This is a genomic window from Reyranella sp. (genome assembly GCF_050185545.1).
Taxonomy (GTDB): domain Bacteria; phylum Pseudomonadota; class Alphaproteobacteria; order Reyranellales; family Reyranellaceae; genus Reyranella.
Map to the genome: position 1 here is coordinate 1 of NZ_JBFWZI010000329.1, position 4,507 is coordinate 4,507.

The 4,507-nt window shown below is 67.9% G+C and carries 5 protein-coding genes; all 5 read right to left on the reverse strand.

Annotation, left to right across the window (positions count from 1 at the left end):
• Positions 1-195: 195 nt before the first annotated feature.
• Positions 196-792, reverse strand: coding sequence for an NUDIX hydrolase (locus AB7O82_RS37450; protein ID WP_428549150.1), 597 nt, complete (start codon positions 790-792; stop codon positions 196-198).
• Between the two features lie 118 nt (positions 793-910).
• Complete coding sequence (locus AB7O82_RS37455; protein ID WP_428549148.1) at positions 911-2,116, reverse strand: phosphoglycerate kinase; 1,206 nt, start codon at positions 2,114-2,116, stop codon at positions 911-913.
• A gap of 39 nt (positions 2,117-2,155) precedes the next feature.
• Entirely contained in the window at positions 2,156-2,383 is a 228-nt protein-coding gene (locus AB7O82_RS37460) for a sulfurtransferase TusA family protein (protein WP_428549146.1), read from the reverse strand.
• Positions 2,376-3,191 (reverse strand): M48 family metallopeptidase, encoded by an 816-nt coding sequence (locus AB7O82_RS37465; RefSeq protein WP_428549144.1) that lies wholly within the window; start codon positions 3,189-3,191, stop codon positions 2,376-2,378. Before AB7O82_RS37465 ends, AB7O82_RS37460 begins: the two co-directional genes overlap by 8 nt.
• A 27-nt stretch (positions 3,192-3,218) precedes the next feature.
• Positions 3,219-4,148, reverse strand: coding sequence for a hydroxymethylbilane synthase (hemC, locus tag AB7O82_RS37470; protein ID WP_428549142.1), 930 nt, complete (start codon positions 4,146-4,148; stop codon positions 3,219-3,221).
• Positions 4,149-4,507: the final 359 nt, after the last annotated feature.

Here is a 4,507-nt window from a genome sequence, read left to right on the forward strand (position 1 = left end):
CTATCTCCTCCCCAGCGAAGCTGGGAAGGTGTCGCCGTCATTCGGCGAGGGTGGGTACATGGACTTTTGGACCGCGGGCGTCCCGCCCGCTCATTATTGATGAGCGGGCGGGACGCCCGCGGTGCGCATGACTCATGACGCCTCCGTCCGCGATTACGCGGACACCTCCCCAACAGAGTTGGGGAGGAGAAGCTCTCACACACCCGCCGGCTTCCGCGGGGGCCACATGCGGGCGAGATCGCCGGTCGGATTGGAGAAGGTCGAGAAGTCGGTCCGGTCGCGCGATTCGTGGAAGTGGGCCAGAGCCCACACAACGGTCGGGAAGGCGAGCTGGTCCCACGGTATGTCGGACCAATCGACCAGGGCCACCGCCTCGCTCTCGGGGCCGGCGGAAACGTCGGCGCTCACCAGGCGCGCGCGATACATGATCTGCACCTGGCCGATGCGGGCGACGCTGTACATGGCGAGCAGGCGGTCGATCTCGATCTCGGCGCAGGCCTCTTCGCGCGCTTCGCGCTGGGCGGCCTGCTCGGTCGTCTCGCCGAGCTCCATGTAGCCGGCGGGCACGGTCCAGAATCCCTTGCGAGGCTCGATCGCGCGCCTCGCCAGCAGGATCTTGTCCTGCCAGGTGCAGACTGCCCCGGCGACGATCTTGGGGTTCTGATAGTGGATGAACTCGCAGCGCGCGCAGATCAGGCGCTCTCGATTGTCGCCTTCAGGAATGCGCTTCTCGAAATGATCCGGCGGATCCCAGGGGAGGCGTGGCCGGTCGGTCGTTGTCGGGGCGCTCATGCCCCGACCCTAGAGCGGTTTTCGATCGGATGGAACCGCAAGCGGTCCATCCGGTCGAAATCGCACGAATGGGAGTTGCCTGCTTCTCCGTCCGTCTCTTCAGCCGGATGGAATTTGCCTACGCTGCCCGGATGAGCGCCGCAACGCCGGGCAGCGCCTTGCCTTCCATCCATTCCAGGAAGGCGCCGCCCGCCGTCGAGACATAGGAGAGCTTGTCTTCGACACCGGCGGCCGCCAGAGCCGCCACCGTGTCGCCGCCACCGGCGACCGACAGCAGCTTGCCGTCGCCGGTGAGGCGCGCCACTTCCCGGGCGAGCGCCACGCCACCTTCGTCGAACGGCTTGAGCTCGAAGGCGCCGACCGGACCGTTCCACACCAGGGTGGCGCAGTCGCGCAGCTCCGCGATGTAGCCGGCGACGGACCTCGGCCCGATATCGAGGATCATCTGATCGTCCGGGCAGGCGTTGGCATCGACCACCCGATGGGGCGCGTCGGCCCTGAACTCCGTCGCGACTACGACGTCGACCGGCAGCAGAACCTTGCATTTCGCCGCTTCCGCCTTGGCGAGGATTTCGCGAGCAGTCTCCGCCAGATCCTTCTCGCACAGCGACTTGCCTACGGCGATGCCCTGCGCGTGCAGGAAGGTGTTCGCCATGCCGCCGCCGATGATCAGCTTGTCGACCTTGCCCACCAGGTTGCCCAGCAGGTCGAGCTTGGTCGACACCTTGGCGCCGCCGATCAGCGCGCAGACTGGTCGCTTGGGGTTGCCCAGCGCCTGGTCGAGCGCCTGCAGCTCGGCCTCCATAAGCCGCCCGGCCGCGGCCGGCAGGAGATGGGCGAGGCCTTCGGTCGAAGCATGCGCGCGATGCGCGGTCGAGAAGGCGTCGTTGACGTAGATGTCGCCCAGCACCGACAGTTTGTCGATGAAGCCGCTCTCGTTCTTCTCCTCTTCCTTGTGAAAGCGCAGGTTCTCCAGCAGCAGAACCTCGCCCGGCTTCAGGAGGCGCACGGCATCTTCGGCGACCGGGCCGATGCAGTCCTCGGCGAAGGCGACCGGCTTGCCGAGCGCCTTGGCCAGCGGCTCGATCAGGGGGCGCAACGACATCTCGGGCACGCGCTTGCCGTCGGGCCGTCCGAAATGGCTCAGCACGACCACGCGCGCGCCTTTGGACGCCAGTTCGGCGATCGTTGGCGCCGCCCGCTCGATGCGCGTGGCGTCACTCACCACACCCTTCTTCATTGGCACATTGAGGTCGACGCGGACCAGCACACGCTTGGCCGAAACGTCGAGCGAGTCGATCGTCTTGAAGGTCGCTGTTGGCATGCGCTCCCCTGAGTTTGGCCCCTGAGTTTGGCAGCCGCTCTAGCGTTTCCGGATGACGAACACCAGCACCTCGCCGTCGCGGCGGGTCTCGACCAGCTCATGGCCAGTCTGCCTGCAGTAGGCGGGAAAATCCTGCTCGGCCGCGGGATCGGTGGCGCGCACCGTCAGCACGCCGCCGACCGGCAGGTCGCGCAGCTTGCGATTGGCGCGCAGCACCGGCAGCGGGCAGAGCAGGCCGGTGGCGTCGTATTCAACTGAGTCAGTCACGGGGACGATAGTACCTCATGGCCTCGGGCAACCAGCGACGGATATCGGCGAGCCGTGTCGTATCGGCAGGATGCGTGCTCAGCCATTCGGCATTCTTCTTGCCGGTATTGGCCGCGCGCATGCGTTCCCACACCCCGATCGCCTCCCGCGGATCGTATCCGGCGAGCGCCATGAGGACGAGGCCGATGCGATCGGCCTCCGACTCCTGGGCGCGCGACATCGGCAGCAGGTAGCCCACGGTGGCGCCGGCGCCGAGCGCCGCCATCATCATCGGCACGTAGCGACGGTTGTTGCCGCCGATCGTTGCCGCCAGGGCAACGCCCGCGGCCGCGGCGCCGACCTGGGCGACCATCTGATCGCTCATGCGCTCGGCGCCATGGCGGGCCAGCGCGTGCGCCACTTCGTGGCTGACCACGACGGCAAGGCCTGCCTCGGTGCGGGTGATCGGCAGGATGCCGGTGTAGACGACGACCTTGCCGCCGGGCAGGCAGAAGGCGTTCGGCACATTGTTGTCGACGGTCTTGAATTCCCAGTGGAACCGCGGCGCCCGCCACAGTTCGCCCGGCGGGCGTTCTGCCGCCGCCGCGATGCGGCGCCCGACCTTGGCGACCAGGGCGTTGACCTGCGCGTCGTGCGACAGCGCCTCTTTCGACAGGACCTGCTGATAGGCCTGCACGCCCATCTGGCGTTCTTCGCTCTCGCTCACCAGCATCATCTGCGAGCGGCCGGTGAGCGGCGCCGATTCGCACGCGGCGAGCAAGGTGGCGACGCCGCCGAGAGCCATGAAAAGTCGCGGACCAAAACGCATGCCGCGGACTCTAAGGGCGCCTGCCATTCAGGTCGAGAGGAAGCCCGGACCGCCGCGACGCAGCAGCTCGCGGCCGAGGTTGCGGCCCATTTCCGCCGCGTCGCTGGGCGCCGCGCGTCGCTCGCCGGAAATCTGCTCCGAGCCATCCGGCTTGGCAATCAAGCCGCGCAGGTGCAGCCCACCGTCGCCGGTCAAAACGGCATGCCCGGCGATCGGCGTGCGGCACGAACCGTCGAGCACCGCCAGCATGGCATGCTCGGCCGCAACGCAGATCGCGGTCGGCGAATGGTCGATGGCTGCGAGCCACTGCCGCGTACGTGAGTCGTCGGCGCGGCATTCGATGCAGACCGCGCCCTGACCGACCGCCGGCAGAATTTCGTCCTCGGGAACCGGGTGACCGACATGGGCGAGACCGAGGCGCTTCAGGCCGGCCAACGCCAGCAGGGTCGCCTCGACGGTCCCGGACTCGCGCTTGGCCAGCCTCGTATCGACATTGCCGCGCAAGGTCACGATCTGCAGGTCGGGCCGGCGATGCAGCAGCTGGGCACGGCGGCGCAGCGCCGACGTGCCGACGATCGCGCCGCGCTTCAGGTCGGCAATGCGCGTCACGTCGCCGGCAATCAACACGTCACGCGCGTCCTCGCGCGGCAGGAAGGCGGCGATGGCGAGACCCGGCGGCTGGAGCGTCGGCATGTCCTTCATGCTGTGCACGGCGGCGTCGATGCGGCCGGCGAACAGCGTCTCCTCGATCTCCTTGACGAACAGGCCCTTGCCGCCCGCTTCCGCGAGGGGACGATCCTGGATGGCATCGCCGGTGGTGCGGATGGTGACGATCTCGATGGCGTCGGCTGCCGCCAGGGCGGGCACCGCGGCGGCGAGCGCAGAACGCACGAGTCCGGTCTGCACGAGTGCGAGCTTGCTGCCGCGCGTGCCCAGCCGGAGGAGGGGAGTGGCCATGACGCTGCTCTAGAGCACATTCCGTTCGCCTGGAACAGCCGGGCGGAATGTGCCTGTCGCGTCACTCGACCCCGGTGGGCGTGCCAAGCCATTGGCATGTGACAAAAGGCCGTCATCCCGACCGGAGCCGAGCGCAGCGCCTGCCCTGAGCGCAGTCGAAGGGAGGCGCAGTGGAGGGACCTTTCTTTTGCGGCGTCAGCAAGAAAGGTCCCTCGACCGCGCCGCCCTTCGGGCGCCTCCGCTCGGGATGACGGTATTTTCTGCCATATGCGAATACTGAGGCGAGGACGAGGAGGACAGAAAATGCGGCAACTTCATCCCTTCGCGGCGGGCAGCGTGCTGGCCGCGCTGGTGGTCGG